The organism is Psychrobacter sp. 1044, assembly GCF_904846525.1.
Classification (GTDB): Bacteria; Pseudomonadota; Gammaproteobacteria; order Pseudomonadales; family Moraxellaceae; genus Psychrobacter.
The window spans coordinates 96,392-113,274 of sequence record NZ_CAJHAZ010000012.1; the positions used below are offsets into that span (position 1 = coordinate 96,392).

The 16,883-nt window shown below is 43.7% G+C and carries 12 protein-coding genes; 5 read left to right on the forward strand and 7 right to left on the reverse strand.

Going from position 1 to position 16,883, the window contains the following annotated elements; translation table 11 throughout:
- Window positions 1-233: 233 nt before the first annotated feature.
- From JMX82_RS09995 to JMX82_RS10020, 6 genes are all read right to left on the reverse strand, one after another.
- The gene (locus tag JMX82_RS09995) at window positions 234-2,246 is read right to left on the reverse strand and encodes a flotillin family protein (RefSeq protein ID WP_201540431.1); all 2,013 of its coding nucleotides are present in this window, start codon (window positions 2,244-2,246) and stop codon (window positions 234-236) included.
- A 251-nt stretch (window positions 2,247-2,497) separates the two neighbouring features.
- A complete protein-coding gene (locus JMX82_RS10000; RefSeq protein ID WP_201540432.1) occupies window positions 2,498-3,163 on the reverse strand; it encodes an OB-fold-containig protein in 666 nt (221 codons plus the stop codon).
- Window positions 3,164-3,345: 182 nt separating this feature from the next.
- Window positions 3,346-4,350 (reverse strand): PD40 domain-containing protein, encoded by a 1,005-nt coding sequence (locus JMX82_RS10005; protein WP_201540433.1) that lies wholly within the window; start codon window positions 4,348-4,350, stop codon window positions 3,346-3,348.
- 286 nt (window positions 4,351-4,636) lie between these two features.
- On the reverse strand, window positions 4,637-5,125 hold the full coding sequence (locus tag JMX82_RS10010; protein ID WP_055125201.1) for an META domain-containing protein: 489 nt from the start codon (window positions 5,123-5,125) through the stop codon (window positions 4,637-4,639).
- Between the two features lie 312 nt (window positions 5,126-5,437).
- Window positions 5,438-6,550 carry a lipase secretion chaperone gene (locus tag JMX82_RS10015; protein WP_201540434.1) on the reverse strand — a complete coding sequence of 371 codons (1,113 nt, stop codon included), beginning with the start codon at window positions 6,548-6,550 and terminating at the stop codon, window positions 5,438-5,440.
- A gap of 91 nt (window positions 6,551-6,641) precedes the next feature.
- Window positions 6,642-7,718 (reverse strand): esterase/lipase family protein, encoded by a 1,077-nt coding sequence (locus tag JMX82_RS10020; protein WP_201540435.1) that lies wholly within the window; start codon window positions 7,716-7,718, stop codon window positions 6,642-6,644.
- A gap of 298 nt (window positions 7,719-8,016) precedes the next feature.
- Between JMX82_RS10020 and map the strand changes: the two genes are divergently transcribed.
- Window positions 8,017-8,808, forward strand: a complete 792-nt coding sequence (gene map, locus JMX82_RS10025) for a type I methionyl aminopeptidase (RefSeq protein WP_372815769.1) — start codon at window positions 8,017-8,019, stop codon at window positions 8,806-8,808.
- A 202-nt stretch (window positions 8,809-9,010) separates the two neighbouring features.
- Complete coding sequence (glnD, locus tag JMX82_RS10030; RefSeq protein WP_201540436.1) at window positions 9,011-11,773, forward strand: [protein-PII] uridylyltransferase; 2,763 nt, start codon at window positions 9,011-9,013, stop codon at window positions 11,771-11,773.
- A gap of 106 nt (window positions 11,774-11,879) precedes the next feature.
- On the opposite strand, the gene JMX82_RS10035 is transcribed toward glnD, so the two are convergent.
- A complete protein-coding gene (locus JMX82_RS10035) occupies window positions 11,880-12,551 on the reverse strand; it encodes a hypothetical protein (RefSeq protein ID WP_201540437.1) in 672 nt (223 codons plus the stop codon).
- A 257-nt stretch (window positions 12,552-12,808) separates the two neighbouring features.
- Between JMX82_RS10035 and dapC the strand changes: the two genes are divergently transcribed.
- The 3 genes from dapC to JMX82_RS10050 all read left to right on the forward strand — a co-directional run bounded on the left by dapC (window position 12,809) and on the right by JMX82_RS10050 (window position 16,804).
- On the forward strand, window positions 12,809-14,065 hold the full coding sequence (dapC, locus tag JMX82_RS10040) for a succinyldiaminopimelate transaminase (protein ID WP_201540438.1): 1,257 nt from the start codon (window positions 12,809-12,811) through the stop codon (window positions 14,063-14,065).
- Between the two features lie 158 nt (window positions 14,066-14,223).
- Entirely contained in the window at window positions 14,224-16,164 is a 1,941-nt protein-coding gene (locus JMX82_RS10045) for a DUF294 nucleotidyltransferase-like domain-containing protein (RefSeq protein ID WP_201540439.1), read from the forward strand.
- 34 nt (window positions 16,165-16,198) lie between these two features.
- Window positions 16,199-16,804 (forward strand): 3'-5' exonuclease, encoded by a 606-nt coding sequence (locus tag JMX82_RS10050; RefSeq protein ID WP_045447696.1) that lies wholly within the window; start codon window positions 16,199-16,201, stop codon window positions 16,802-16,804.
- The last annotated feature ends 79 nt before the right edge of the window (window positions 16,805-16,883 follow it).

Sequence of the window (16,883 nt, forward strand, 5' to 3'; positions counted from 1 at the left end):
TAAGGCATTTGATAAAGAAGCACTTGGCTAATCTAAAAAAACGAGTGGTCACTGCTATTTTTTTAGATTAACCAACTCATCATGATTCGTCGTTCTAAATCACCCTGAGTTAGCAAAAAAATCTGCCGCCTACACGACAGATTTTTTACTTTAGAAAATATTACTCATTCATACTGTTAGACAAAAACTTGTCCACTAATACTTGCCCAATAACACTAGAGATTTAGACCCTATTAATAAGTCGTTTTATCATCATTTTTCTGGTTTGATTTCATGGCTTGACTCGCCATCACACCATTGATGATACCGCTCAAAGTGTCTGACTTACCCGCTAGGCCATCAATGGCTTTACCGATAGACAGTGACTTGGCAAAGTTATCAAAGAAATGCGCTTCACCGCCAACAATATCGATTTTGGCTTTCTGTAACGCCACAGCCAATACTTCAGCATTTTCTTTCGCAATCTCTTTACCAGCATCAATCGAGGCAAGCGCTTCTTGCAATGCTGTCTCAAGGCTCATGCGGAACTCTTCGTGCTCACGTGCCTCTTTGCTCATGCTACCCATGGCATTGAATTTCTCGACCAGACCATCTGCTTCGGCTTGGAAATGTGCACGAGTAACTTCGGCTTTTGCCAATCCAACTTCACGCTCTGCTTTGGCATTTGACTCACCGCGAGCCGCGATGACTTGAGCATCTGCCATGCCTTTTTCACGCTCAGCTCTGGCAGTAGATTCACCGCGAGCCGCGATAACCTCAGCATCTGCCATGCCTTTTTCACGATCTGATTGCGCCTCAGCTTGTCCAGTTGCTTTGATAACATTGGCTTTCGCAATGCCTTCTTTTTCCAAAGAAGCCGCTTTGACTTCTTGGATAGCCGCTTCAGCGAAGCCATGTGCTGACTCTTCTGCCTTGATACCTTCGGCCATTTTAATTTTGGCTTCTGAATCTTTGGCGGATGCTTCAAGATTCGCAGCGGCAAGCGTGGTGATTTCGACGGCTTTATGCTTGGCAGACAGCTCTTCTGCTTCGGCTTTTTTCACCTGACGTACTTTGATTTCTTCCGCATCGGCTTCTGCTGCTAGGACACGTGTCTGCTTAGAACGCTCAGCCTCGCTAATTTCGCGAACTTCTTTGATACGCTCTTCTTCTTGCGCAACGGTTTTGTCCACTGCGATACGTTCACGAATGACGTTGGCGATTTCTTTTTTCTCAAGCTCAATCGCGCGTTCAGCTTCGATACGTTGCAAGTCAACTTCACGCTCACGAGAGACAATTTCTAAATCACGAGCACGCGTGACTTTTTCTTCTTCGATGACGACCGCACGCAGACGATTTTGCCCTGCTACTTCGATTTCACGTTGCTGATTCTCACGCTGAATGGCCAAATCCTGCTCAACTGAGATAACAGCCGTTTCGGACTTTTTACGCTCTTCTTCTTCAATCTTGCGAGTTTCAGCAGTTTCGCGTGCAATCACTGACGAGATTTCACGTTGCTGCTTGGCTTCGGCATCGGCTTGCTGACGCTCTAGCTCTAGCATTGCCTCTCTGGTTTCGACATTCTTTTTCTTAACAGCCAATTCTTCATCACGCTCAAGCTCGTTGGTGATGACGTTCTGAAAGGCCGTTAATTGAGTAATCTTTTTGATACCTTCAGCATCTAAGATATTGCTTGAATCTAATGACGCTTTTGGCGTTTGTTCTAAATAATCAATCGCCACATCTTCTAAGACATAGCCATTCAGATCGTTACCGATTTCTTGAACGATGCTGTCACGAAACTCGCTGCGGTTTTCAAACAGTTTGACGAAATCAATCTGCTTACCAACTGTTTTTAAGGCTTCTGAGAACTTAGCATTAAACAGCTCGTTGACAGCGACTTTATCTGACGCGCGCTCAACCCCAACCGATTTGGCGACTTTTAGCACATCCTCTTCGGTTTCATTGACGCGTAAATAAAATGCCACGGTGATATCAGCACGCATGTTGTCTGCGCAAATCAAACCTTCTTTACCGCGTCTGTCCACTTCTAACGTGATAAGTGATATGCGCATCAATTCTTTTTTGTTGATGACTGGCCAAACAAAACCACCATCAAAACGTACGGCAATTTTACTCACACCGTTAATAATGAGTGCTTTGCCCTGCTCGACCTTAAAGTAAAAGGCCTTGAGCATCAATAGTGCGACCATCATAAAAACAAACGCCAGCACTACAACCACGCCGACGATAATGAGTGTGTCCATATCCATTCCTTTAATTAAAACATTCCATAATCCATTCAATATAAATCAGATACGCTATCAGGCCTGCTAACTCTACGATTTATAGCACTTTTTATAACAAGTGTGCCTAATAGCCCTGTCACGCACCATTCTGATATCTAAACTAAACTGAACCGACTATAACCAAATTTAAAACGATTTGTGCTATTTCTAAAAATTCGCTATTTCTGACAATCAATTACTTCTAAAAACAATTAGTTGTATTCATACTTTTACAATATTTTTTTATCTTCGACGACAGCAACTCGGTAGGTATTGGCTTCGTCTAAATACTCTATCAACATCACTCTATCACCTTGTTTCAACAACCCATCATTGGTGTCTGAACGAATCTTTAATATCAATCCTGCACCGCCATCATTTAGCTCTGCTTCGCCATGTTTATCTGTGACACTAAGGGTACGCACAACAGCGATCTTACCCACATTATTAGACGAATTACGTTTGGGAATTTTAGCGATATTTTTGCGAATCGGCGAAATAATAATGCCTGTCAACCACATAGAGACGACCAATACGAAAATGAGCGCCCCTGTACCGAATAAATAATACAGAACGCCAGAATCGAAATATTGATGTAAAAGGCTGGTATATAAATAGCTGAGCAACCAACCGATCAAGCTAATTAAGCTTAGTATGATGATTAAAGGGACACCGTAAAGACCAAATTTGAGCATGAGACCGGTGAAAAAACCAGTCGATGATAAGGTAGAGACATCAGCATCACCGCCTGACTCACCAAGGTCTACGCTATCCATATCTGCCATGCCGAGTAAAGACACAACCCAATATAAGGTGACGAACATCACAAGCCCTGTAAAAATAATCGTAGGATATAAACTGATTTTAGTGATAAAGACTAAAAAAGCTTCTTGCATTGCGCGTGTTCTCCTTTTGCTCACCCAATCTATTAGCTCAATGACTTGGTTATGCAAATTGGTATTATGTGGATGATGCTCACTCAAATTAATGCTGCCAAGTTTACATTTTTTAAATCAACTTATGTTGCTTTATCAAGGATTATATATACATTCCATTACATAATACATAGGTTTTGCCTTTAGCGTCCCCATATCGGCGAGCGTACAACTCCGCCCACCTTACTGCCAATGGCATAACTTGTATTACCAGATAATGAGTGAATGACCAAACTTCCGCCATTTTGACCGCCCACTTGTGAAAGCTTTGTCGGATAGACAGCATACTGTGCAGATGGTGACAGACGTGCTGGTTCATCAAGTCCAGTCTCTGCTAGATTGATAACTTGCCCTGTAGCCAGCGTCATAACGGCGGCCTTACGACCATTGAGATAGGCCATGCGCTGACCGTCCAAGCTCAGTTGCGGACTGGCGACATAGCCACTTGTTGGCACAGGCGTGGCACTAGCAGTCTCGAAATTATAGCGATAGATACGTGGGCGTCCAGCGCGGACTTTATCACTGGTATAGACAAAACTTTGCCCATCACTGGCGTAGCTTGGCTGTACTTCCGTGCTCGGTAACGTAGTGAGCTGTGTGGTCTTACCATCGCTCAGACGCATCTCATAGATATCAGCATTGCCGCCGACCGTCGAGCTATAGAGGATTTTTTGACCATTAGGTGAGAACGACGCTGACATATTGCTGCCTTCAGCATTTACCGCAAGGTTGCGGATGTTGCTTTTGCGATCATAGATATAAATCTTAGGATGCTGGCGCGGCGCTTGTTTACTATATGCCAGCAGTTGCCCATCAGCTGACCACGCTGGCGCATAAATATAACCATTAAGCTGATCGATTAACTGACGATCACTACCATCAGGACGAATGCTATAAAGCGTCGACATCTTTGCAGCTCCGATTCCTTGCTCCTCGACATAGGCAATGCGCCCTTGCCGATCTATCGCTAACATTCGCGCCGTTAGTGGATTGCTCGCACTCATATTATTAGCAGGTGCTTGCATCGTTTTAGACATCGTACTAGGCAAGGTCTGACAACCCGTCAACAGAATAAAAGTCGTTAGTGCGGTGATATTACTTATCTTTCTTATATTGACAGATGATTTTGATACAAGCATTTTTGACATAAAATAACGTCCAATAAAGTGTTGATTATTGCGTACTGAGAATCTTAACAATTAAGGCTAAAAGATTGAGCGCACTAAGGCATTTTAGCCGACATACTTTACTTAATAGCAAATGACAGTGTAGCGTAAACCATGCCAAATTTTGGACAAAAAAATACCCCACTAGATAGTGAGGTACTTTTAAAGCTACATCTGACTTTTATAGAACATTGCTTTTATTCAACATTACTTTTACCGAATATTGCTTTTAGCAAATACTATTTAAAAACCATCTTTGATGCTTGAATTATTTAGAAACGGCTTTGAAATGGGCAACTTGATTGCTATTGGTAATGGTCAAGATAGGCGTGTTATTGGCATTTTTACTGATGCTATATTTACCTTGTACGGTCGCTAAAGTCGCCGTATCAAAACTTGCTTGTGGCTCAGGGCATGCCATCATAGTAGATAAAACGTTGCCTAATACGACATTGCCATTCACAACCTTGTAGTCAGCGCCCATGTTATTACAGGTGTTCATAAAGGTCACACGGTCACTGCCGCTATCTTTGAAGAACTTTAGCGTCAATGGCTTCGCTGGATCAAAGAACAATTGGCTAACTTTATCGCCATTGCTGCGTTTTGCGTCAACCAGCTGCCAATCATATGCTTGTAGCGTATTAGAAGTAATTGGTTGAGTCACCGGCGCTGTTACGCTAGGGGTGGTTTGGCAACCAGCAGCCAATGTACCTACCGCAAGCGTCGCTGCCATCATCATTTTAGTCATGTTTTTCATATAAACTCCTCTAGTGGTTTTTTTAGAATAAAAAATAGCTCTTATCCTAAACATTCATTTTTATTATGATTAATTTACTGTTTTATTCATTACTCTCAACAATGCGGTCATTATGCACAACTGGAGCTTAACTGTCATTATAGATTGAGTGTATGATTACCCTGTTATTTGTTGCGCTCTATAGTCTTTTTGCTAACCTCTATTGTTAGACGGTACATTAACTGCTAACACTTTTTCTATAACTTCTTGAATATACCCTAAAAAACGATAATTTCTCGTTAAAATCACCGTTTTACTTATTTATGCTAGGCATTACTCTAGATTGGCGAGGTTCTGTTGTTGCAAAGCAGCATAGCCTACCAAACGTTTGCGTTCAGCCTCACTAAATAGCTGCTGTTCGATTTGATTGATTTGGGTTTGTGCTTGCGTTTTATCTGCACTTTGGCTCAATAAGCGCTGCTTTTGAGCTTGATATTGGTCGAAACGTTGAGCAAAGTTAGCATCTTCTGCATCAACTTGCGCGAGGCGTGCGGCGGCTGGAGCACCTACCAGATCACGACGCATGTTATACAATTCCTGAGCCGTTGCCCCTTTTGCTTGCATCTGTTTTGTGCGATTCATCAGCTCGTTCAGATTGGCTTGCTGGGTGATACCGGCTTTGAGCGCATTATCCGGCATACGGCTTATATAGTTCTGCCGCGTTGCCTCTTTTTGCACATCGTTTAGCTGCTGGTTTTGGTTAATTCTGACCATCTCCATACTATAATTATCATACCCCTCTTCTGCACCAAAGAAGGCGGTAATGGTTTCTTTAGTAAAATACTGCTGACGCAACTTGGCTACATCTTGCTTTTGCTGCGCGACGACATTCAGATCCAGCTCACCGCTTTTTGCCGCTTGTAATTGCAGATTACCGTAACGTTGTTCTATTTCAGGAATGGCTTTAAGATAGGTAATATATTGGTCAAATATAGCGACCGCTTGACTAGCGGCTGGCTCTGGCGTGTGGTGACGAATATAGCTTTCAACACGGGCATAAATAACCGCTTCATCTTCTTCACCCAGCGCCGACAAAAAATAATCGAATAAACGCCGTAGACCTTCAGTGACAACCAACTGCTTATTTTCATCAATGATGATTTCGCCGTCAATTTGCGTGCCTTGTAATGAGCGCGGCAAATGCTCCAATCCAGTGACAAATAGAGACTGGTTTTGGGCGGCAGTTGTTTGCACTACTTGGCCATTATCCAGCGCAGTTGATAGAGTAGCATCAGCCTCATTAGTGAGGGCACTGGATACTGGTTGCGCTGTAGCCATACGTGTATTATCAGGTTTGAACCACATAATCACCGCCGCCGTTATGGCTATGCTAACCAAGGCGATTATAACTATTGGTAGATAGGCTGGGCGGCGATTATTCGACATAGATGAGGGTTCTTTTTATAAGTCAGCTTAAAGGCTTATGTTTTTAAAAGCTTATGTTTTTAAAAGCGTATGTTATTAAAAGCTTACATTATTAAAGGTTAGCGTTTTTGAGACGATTGACCTGAGTACGATAGATAGATTTTGGCTCAGAATCGCCCCATGCCGTCAGACCCAATACTTGATCGGCTGAATCCAAATGATTCATTCTATAATTATCCCGAATCACATAACCAAGACGACTTGAGCAAGCAGATACCAACCCATCATTAGACTCGCCTGCAAACGGCACGCTCGTTGCTGCCAACAAATAATCACTAGGATCAAGTGCGCTTGTTATTTGCCCAACCCCGCTGAACGAATAATATTTAATGCCATTAACAGCAGTACTGGTCGGCTGACCACAATAGTTTTTTGGCATTGCCGCAGGAAATTTGGCATTGAACTTAGCAGCACCATCGGTTGATAGAGCCACGAGCGCTTGCCAGCCATCTTGCTCTTGTATCTCTTTAAAACTGATACCTGAGCCAACGTCTGTAAAGCCACCAATCAAATTGAACACGCCTGAGACTAGCTGTGTTGTGACATTGGATGGATTACCTGTGGTGTTGTTTGGCTCAAGGGTGTTTTTGACAAAATCTGCCGTTTTTGACCCTTGTTCTGGGCTTGAGACTGCCGTAACTGATGCGACATATTTTGGCGCGACGCCAGCGACATAGCGAATATCTATACCGCCTTGACTGTGTCCAAATAAATTGACTTTAGGCTCACCTGAAATGGCAGTGATGGTTTTGACTTGTTGTAGCAGTTGCTCTCCGCGAATCTCACTGTTATTGACGGCTGAGGTTTTGGTGGTATATACCTCTGAGCCGCCTTTCATCAACTCTTGAGGAATGCCATTGAAGTAGTCGATAACCCCAAACAAGTTAGTAAAGCCGCCAAGACCATGTGCCATAACAATTGGGTATTTTGTATCAGTATGATTTGACGTCCAGTATTTGTTGCTGACCAGCTTACATCCGGTTGAATTGGCACAATTATAGTATTGACCAGCAGCTTGAGCTGAGGTGGTTTGTAAAGCCATTAAAAGTACACCGGCACCGATAACACCAAGTGAGGGGAGAAATACGCTGGGCGTGAAAGCCGAAGCTAGAGAAGATTTTAGCGTCATAATAACGTCCTTGTTATCATTAATTTTGATTATCTTTACCTCATAATATCGGCAAAGATTGCTGCTAATTCCTTTAGCATGCAAAATTACATTACTTATATCTTCTGTAACATTCAACTAAATTGTCAAAATATGAATATATTATCGTGACTAGAGGGTCACAACTGCCCCTACTTCGCTGTAAAGCAATTATTATCAATATTAATGATAGGTTCACTATCACTTAACGTAAAACAGCGGCGTCTTCATTTATGTTATAATTCAAGCCATTAATTCCATAACTATAAGTAATATAATGATGACTAAAAAATCCCTTATCCAGTCCCCAGAAGCCATAGAAAAAATGCGCGTGGCCGGTAAACTTGCCAGTGATGTCCTTGTCATGCTCGATGAGCACGTTCGAGTTGGCATCAGTACCGAGGCACTTAACCAAATCGCCCATGACTATATCGTTAATGTGCAACAGGCTATTCCTGCACCGCTTAATTATAATGGCTTCCCAAAATCAATTTGTACCTCGATTAACCATGTGGTTTGTCATGGTATTCCAGCCGAAAACAAGCTACTCAAAGATGGCGATATCATTAATATCGATGTGACCGTGATAAAAGATGGCTACTATGGCGATACCTCAAAAATGTGGATCGTTGGTAACGGCTCTATCATGGCACAGCGTATCTGCAAAGTGGCACAAGACGCCCTATATGCTGGTATGAGTGTCGTCAAAAACGGTGCGCGTCTAGGTGATGTCGGTGCGGCTATCCAAGCAGTGGTCGAGCCTGAGCGTTTTAGTATCGTTCGCGAGTTCTGTGGTCACGGCATTAGTAATGAGTTTCACCATGAGCCACAAGTCATGCACTATGGCAAAAAAGGCACAGGCTTTGAGCTAAAAACAGGCATGACCTTTACCATCGAGCCGATGATTAACCAAGGTACATGGCAAACCAAGATTTTGCCTGATGAATGGACGGCGATTACTAAAGACCGTAAGCTGTCAGCACAGTGGGAGCATACGATGGTCGTGACCGATAATGGCTGTGAGGTGTTTACCACTCGCCCTGAAGAAGATTTGAGTTTTTTGACCCAGTAATATCAAAAAAGATCGCCTAGGCGGTCTTTTTTTTGGTCAATAATTAGGTCATATTGAGTATTGTGCTCACCCACTTTTTATCTTTATACTCTGATGACTTAATAACTTATATTTGTGGCTTTTGTCAGCTACCAGCACACTGGTGATTCTACGCTTTTCAGCTGAAACGTTTTATTTTTAAACTCTTAACGGGATAACACTCATGTTTACTTGTGATGTCGCTTCTATCGATCTGACACCTTTACCTCTATTATCAAAGGATATGGCGACAAACGCGTCACTGCTAGCGGACACCCCTATCACTGAAAAGTCGCTACTGGGTATTCCTCACTGGTTGACTCAAATTAATCAGGATATCAACCGTGCACTTGAACGCGGTGTCAATATTCGTCAATTGGTCGCGGCACGCTCTGGTGCGATTGACGAATTGCTGATTGCCTTGTTCAACTGGTTTGAGCTGGATAAGACAGATTTGGCTTTATTTGCCACAGGCGGTTATGGTCGCGGCGAGCTGTCGCTTTATTCAGACATCGACATTTTATTGCTCTCCCCTGATGAGATTGGCGCTGATGCCAGTGGGAAAATCGATCGGTTGGTGGCGCTATTGTGGGATATAGGATTAGAGCCTGCTCTCTCGGTACGTAGTGTTAATGACGCTTTAGAGGCGTCGCTCGATCACACCATTGCCAGTGCACAGCTAGAAGCTCGGCTATTAATTGGTAATGAGGCTTTACAGGATGTGCCTGTTCAAATTGTCAATAAACAGTGGTCGCCACGTGAGTTTTTTGAAGTAAAAATCGCAGAAGCTAAAGCGCGATACTTACAGCACAATGCCACCGAGTACAACCTTGAACCCAATATAAAAACCGCCCCTGGTGGTCTACGCGACATTCATATCATCGGCTGGGTGACCAAACGCTATTTTCGAGTGGGTAAGCTGTATGACTTAGTACAACAAAACTTTTTGACTGAAAAAGAGTTCGATGAGCTGAACTTTGCAGAAGGTTATTTATGGCAAATACGTCATTATCTGCATGTATTGACTGGTCGCAACGAAAACAAGCTGCTGTTTGATTATCAGCGTGAAATTGCCCAGTTGATGGGTTATGAGACGCAGCCAGACGATCAGCCAAATGCCGCCGTCGAGCGTTTTATGCGCGACTATTATCGCTGTGCCATGCAGATATCAACGCTGTCTGAGATGCTGACCAATCACTATTACGAGACGATTATAGAGCCGCAGTTGCCTGATGATGAGCGTCCAAAAAAACAGCCAATCAATGCCCGCTTTAACCAAGTTGGTGACCAAATCGCCATGGCGCATCATCGGGTTTTTGCTCAGCATCCTGACTCTATCTTAGAGATGTTTTTACTGATGGGTCAGTACGGTATCAAAAACGTGCGCACTCATACGTTGCGTGCGCTAAAAATCGCCGCGCGTGGCATCGATCAAGTCTACCGTGATAACCCCGCTCACCAAGCGCTCTTCTTAGCCAATTTAAAAGAGCAGAATTATCTGTTTCATCGCCTGCGTGCCATGAATCGCTACGGCGTCTTAGGCAGCTACATTCCTGCGTTCGCCCAAGTGACCGGTCTGATGCAATATGATTTATTTCACCGTTATACGGTTGATGCGCATACCTTATTTTTGATTCGGATTTTGCATCGCTTCACCGACCCACGGTTTTATGAAGATTTCCCACTGGTTAGCTCTATCTTTCAACGTATCGAGCGCAAGGAAATCTTGGTACTGGCCGCCATGTTTCATGATATTGCCAAAGGTCGCGGTGGCAACCATAGTGAGCTTGGACAAACTGAGTCGACTGAATTTTGTTTGGCGCATGGTATGAGTCTGGCAGATGCCAACTTGGTCGGTTGGCTCACTCGCTATCATTTATTGATGTCGATGACTGCTCAGAAAAAAGACATCTCAGATCCAGAAGTGGTCACTATTTTTGCCAATTTAGTCGGTAATGTCACCCACCTCAATCATTTATATGTGCTCACTGTTGCGGATATGAATGCGACCAATCCACAGTTATGGAACAGCTGGCGTGCCACATTAATGAAACAGTTATACTCACAAACTCGGCGCATTTTGCGCGCTGATATCGATGCACCTACTAATCGCCAAGATATGATCAGTGCCACACGTACCCAAGCCTTAGCGATGCTCGATAGCGTCAACAATCAACACATGAATCGCGATGAAGTCTTGAGGCTATGGGATGATTTGGGTGATGAATATTTCTTGAGAGAAATTCCTGAAGACATCTTATGGCATACCGAGGCCATTTTGAACCATCCACCAATTGGTCTTGCTTCTAATGCAGATAGCCCGCCATTGGTAGTACTGCGTGAGCATCGTGAGTTGGCCCTTGATGCGGTACAGGTCTTTGTTTATACCCAAGATCAGACGAACCTGTTTGCAGTCACCATGGCTGTATTCGATCAAATGAACTTGGATGTTTTAGACGCCCGTATTATTACTGCTACCCGCGATTTTGCTTTGGACTCCTATGTACTGCTCGATCCCAGTGGCACACTATTGGTCGATGAAGACAGTCAACAAGAGCTCAAACAGCGCCTAATCAATGCCTTTAAAGACCCGACAGTACTGAAACTTACCAATAAGCGCATACCGCGTCAGCTTAGACATTTTGAAGTGACCACGGTGATTAATTTTGAGTTTAACGAGGCTTCTGATCAGCATATTATGAGCTTAGAAACCCTTGATCAGCCGGGACTATTGGCAAGAGTAGGACAGGTGTTTTTGCAGGAGAAAATTGAGGTGCATGCGGCGCGTATCACCACTTTGGGCGAACGTGCAGAAGATATGTTTTATATCAGCGATCAAAATGATGAACCGCTATCTGCTGCTAGACTTGACGCACTACGATCAGCTTTGATGGCCAGTCTCAGTATGCAAAGAGAACAGCCTGCTGCTTACAGCAAATGTGATTGAACAAATGGGCTTACAAGATAAGTCTAAGATAAATACTCAGTGTGTATTATCCATTCATTGATGACATGCTTTGTATTTCTTAACCCGTTAATATTAAAAGCACCTTTTATAAGGTGCTTTTATATATCATTTCGCTAGCGTGCTCATTGAGCTCATCATCCGCAAGATCTGGTGGCAGAATCTCTGCTTCAATCTGTTTTTGCGTCAGTATTAAGCGCCCAGCGTTGACCTCTTTTTGCAGCAAACAATGTAAACTTGCTAAATGAAAATCTCTGCCAAAACACTCATAGATTTGTCTTAGAGAAATAGGCGATTTGGCATGCACATCGGGATAAAGGCTGTCCTCTGCTAAGATAATCATCTCATTCAGTGCCTCTTCACGCATCAACTCATCTTTATCGATTTTACGTTGCAAGCTGTCTGCCATTCGACTTTTGGAAGCGAGCATGGCCACAAAAATCACTGTCTGTACGATAAATAAGGCTATATATTGCCATAAGGGCAGTAAAATACCGAGCTGATTGCTAAGCAACATCAGCACCATCGCAACGATCACGTAACTGACCAGTTGCCACAGTAACCACATCATCAAGCTGTTTTCACCGTACCAAAACATTTTTCGTTCTTTATGGCTAATTAATTGCTGGCGAGCTTGCCACCAGCTTTGCTCCCGCTGTTTTAATAGCTCGTAGAATTTGGCTCGCTGTTGCGCATCATCAAAATTTTCATCTTGAATGTCTGTCGCGTTAAGATCATTAGTTTTTGAGATACTAGGCATATCAAATTATCCTCACCATAATCTATCATTAGGGCTGACAGCAGTTTTTTGTATTGTTATAAGTTATCAATTGATAAGCTTTTTTTAGGATTTTTAAATCTGTGACGGCTTCATTAGTTATTATAATTTATGGTTAAATAGCTAAGCAGCTTAAGCAAGAGAAGTAAAAGACAAAAAATAAGAGAAGTGCTACACTGCTTAAATGTAATTTTTCTTTATAACTTTATTATTAATTGTCTATTATAGTTACCCTACTTATGAATCACAACTTAACGTACCTGCATCCTTACCCTTTTGCAAAGATGGCAACATTGCTTGCTAACAGTGTGCCAGCCCATGACTACAGTGAAATCAAGCTCGGTATTGGTGAACCAAAACATGAGCCACCAGCGTTCGTGCTGGACGTACTACGTGAAAATTTGGACAAAATAAGTCGTTATCCAACGACTAATGGCATGTTTGAGCTGCGCCAAACCATCGCGCATTGGCTAGAAAAACGCTTCTTTTTGAACCATGTCGATGCCAATACGCAAGTATTGCCAGTAATGGGCACACGCGAGGCTATTTTTAGTCTGGTACAAGCAGTTGTTGATCATAACGTAAGCGATACAGAGAGTAGTCCACTGTCTGGCTCTGACCCGTTATCTGCCGTTTCTCCTATGACTGCTCCTACAATAGTCATGCCCAACCCTTTTTACCAAATATATGAGGGTGCAGCGATACTGGCGCAAGCCGAGCCTTATTTTGTGCCTTGCACACTGGACGATGACTTTAAAGGTAACTATCGCGCCGTACCAAAAGATGTTTGGGCGCGCACGCAGTTGCTGTTTGTTTGTAGTCCGAACAATCCGACGGGCTCGGTCATGACGATGGAGGATTGGGAGTATCTCATTCGTCTGTCAGATCAGTACGATTTTATTATTGCCAGTGACGAGTGCTATAGCGAGCTGTATTTTGATACGGCACCGATTGGACTATTGCAAGCCTGCGCTGCCCTCGGTCGTCATGATTTCAAAAATTGTATTGTCTTTCACTCTTTATCTAAGCGTTCAAATCTGCCTGGTTTGCGCTCAGGGTTTGTGGCAGGTGATGCCAATATTTTGCAAGCCTATCTGCAATATCGTACTTATCAAGGCTGTGCGATGCCGATACCACATCAGCTCGCCTCGATCGCTGCCTGGCAAGATGAAAAGCATGTGGCACACAATCGCGCTCTGTATCAAGAAAAGTTTGCCTTGTGGATGTCTGAGCTTGGTGAACTACTAGAGTTACGAATGCCTGAGGCTGGATTTTACTTTTGGATAAAGGTCCCTGAGCCGTTCGATGGGGATGATGAGCGGTTTGTCAAAGCACTGTACGAGCAGGCCAATATTCACGCACTAGCAGGGCGCTATCTGTCACGTGATATTGATGGCAAAAACCCTGGGCAAGGCTATGTGCGCATTGCGCTCGTTGCGAGTGTTTATGAAAGCCGTGAAGCGATAAACCGTATTAGAAAATTACTAGGCGCATAAGCAGTCGCTTTATACACAAAAGTTTGAAAAAAAATAGCAACCTCTAATAACCACAATATTACTGTGGTTATTAGAGGTTTTTTGCTTTAATAATGCTATAGTAAAGTGTCTTTTATCATCAATTATCTTTTACTCAATATGCCATCAAGGATGATGCCATGCCCCATCTTGATTTTACCCAGCCGCCCTTTGACGTATTGAGTCTGGCTGAACGTCAAAGCATCAGAAAAAATACCCAAATCCGCTACCTTGCCAAAAATGAGAATCTAACTGCCGAAGAGTTGCAATATCTGTATGTGGTCATTAAAGGGCAGATTGAGCAATTGCTTGATGGTGAGTTTGTTGCCTCTTACTTGGGTAGTAATCACTCCGACCATCTCAATAATAACGACTGGTTCGACAGCCGTCGTCTGCCTGAATCATTGACTGAAAATAGCCTTAATACTAAAGCCCTGCAGACCTATCAGTTTCGAGCCGCTGAGGATACCTTGCTGCTCCAAGTCGCTGGTAGCGCAGTCGATAAAATCAGCGCCCAAAATCATCTAGTACGCCAAATGCTATCAGACAAATTGCCCGAACGGCTAAAGGCATTACAGCAGCGCCGCAATAATAAATCCATAGTCTCTGCTAGCTACAATGACCAACAAGAAGTGCAGCAAATCATGTTGCAGCCCGTCATTGATGTCAATCTGTTGCCAGTCCATATCGTCAACGCCAGTAACAGCTTGTACGAAGCCGCGTCTATCATGACGAAAGCGGGGCTAAAACACGTACTGGTGCAACCCTTAGACCACCTAAAAAACGAGGGAGAGATGCAATATGGTACTGGTCATCTATTGGGCATTTTGACCGATACCGATATTTGCCGCGCCGTAAGTGACCAGCAAGATCCAGCCACTACCCCCTGCCAGCGCTATGCTAATTTTAACCTGCGTACCATCAAAGCCAGTGATGAGATTGGCGATGCATTATTGACCATGACCCGCTATCGCATCCATCGGCTACCAGTGATGGATCAAAATGGGGATGTCGTCGGTATATTGGGACAAAGCGATATGCTTGCGCATATTGGTCATCATTCACAGCTCATTAGTATCCAAATCGAGCAGGCAAAAGACTTATCGAGCTTAGATACTGCCGTCGAGCTTATCGGTCGTTACATTCGCGCACAACATCAAAACGGTGTCAAAATCGGTAATATCAGCCGCATGGTACAGACCTTGAATGCACAGGTATTTACCAAGCTCTGGCAACTTATCGTGCCTGATGAGGTCATGACAAATACCTGCCTGATCGTGATGGGCTCCGAGGGGCGCGGTGAGCAAATCATGCGTACTGACCAAGACAATGCGCTCATCTTACGTGACGGCTATACTCACCCTGATCTGGCACAATTTGCGGATACTTTTAATCAGCATTTAGCAGACCTCGGTTATCCACTGTGCGATGGTAATATCATGATGACCAACCCTATGTGGCGACAGCCGCTAAAACAGTTTAATGCCCAGATTGGTTTATGGTTTAGAAATACGGATCCCATGCATGGTATTTATTTGTCTGCCATACTCGATGGCGAATATGTCTGCGGAGATGAGTCATTATTGACTCAGGTGCGTCAACATTTAAAGGTTGCCCACAGGCAGTCAGACCCTATGTTTGTACGCCAGTTCGCGCGCGCCGCGCTACAGTTCGGTGATGTCAATCAGTGGTGGCAAAAATTCGTGCCTTTGCTCGGTGGTAAATCCGGGTCAGAAGACATTGATCTAAAGAAAGCCGGTATTTTTCCACTGGTTCATGGCATTCGTACCTTGGCGTTAGAAAACGATATCTTAGAGCTGCCCAGTAGTAAAAATCGTCTTAAAGCTTTGGTACAAGCGCGCGCCTTGACCCAAGAGCGCGCAGATACTTTACTAGAAGCCTTGGAGTTTTTTATGGCACAGCGCCTATCAGTCGCTCTATCAACCGATGATAAACATGCGCGGCAAGTAAACCCAATGACCTTGACCGCGCTTGAGCGCGACTTATTAAAAGAGTGTTTGGCCGTTGTTAAAAGCTTTAAAAATCAGCTACGTCAGCATTATCAACTAGAACTCGCATAAGTAAAACAATCGCATAAATGGATGAGCGACAACTATGAGTTGGCTAACACAGTTATCCTGCGCTTGGCAAAAAACGCAGCTACAGCGCCCAGAATTGGCATCGATGTTTACCAAACCTGTGGCTAAGCAATGGGTAGCGATTGACTGCGAAATGACGGGACTCAATCCAAAAAATCACCATTTATTGTCTGTCGCCGCGATTCATATCAATGACAATACAATCGACACTGGCAATGGTATGCATATCGTATGCAGACCACCTGTGATGCCAGACCGTGACACCATTGTGATTCACGGTCTACGTACTGCCGACGTTGAGCATGGTATGAGCTACGATGAGATGCTGGCGCTGTTGTTGCCATTTATAGGTAATCGCCCAATTGTGGGGTTTTGTACGAGTTTAGACACAGCGTTTTTAAACCCTCTGGTCAAACGCTATATGGGCACAGCACTGCCTAACGAAGTCATCGATTTGCGCCATTTATATAGTCGGCGCATGAGTGGTCAAACCCAAGGGCTATCTAGCCAAGCGCAGCATCTGACCAATATTTTAGCGCATTATAATATACCCGATCTAGGCGCTCATGATGCTTACAACGATGCCATCATGACCGCCATGGCATTTTTACATGTGCGCTAACGTGCGTTCGCATTTTGAATATTCAGATAAAAACAAGTTTTCATCTACGCCTGCCATCTACGCGAAAACGGCAACTCAT